1 pseudogene is annotated in these 234 nt (G+C 65.8%); it reads left to right on the forward strand.

Annotated elements, in window-relative coordinates:
• Nucleotides 1–234 (forward strand): annotated as a pseudogene (locus ACQG3P_RS24155) (phosphoglycerate dehydrogenase); the annotation flags it as partial.

Below are 234 nucleotides of genomic sequence, written 5' to 3' on the forward strand. Positions count from 1 at the left end.
GCCACTGACCGCGCACGACAACGTCATCCTCACCCCGCACGTGGGCGGCAGCACCCCGGAAGCGCAGGACAACATCGGCGTGGAAGTGGCGGCCAAGCTGGTGCGTTACAGCGACAACGGCTGCACCCTGTCGGCGGTCAACTTCCCCGAAGTGACCCTGCCCGTGCTTGAAGACAGCCTGCGCCTGCTGCACATCCACCAGAACGTGCCGGGCGTGCTGTCGAAGGTCAACGA

Source organism: Stenotrophomonas sp. SrG (assembly GCF_050031795.1).
GTDB lineage: Bacteria > Pseudomonadota > Gammaproteobacteria > Xanthomonadales > Xanthomonadaceae > Stenotrophomonas > Stenotrophomonas rhizophila_A.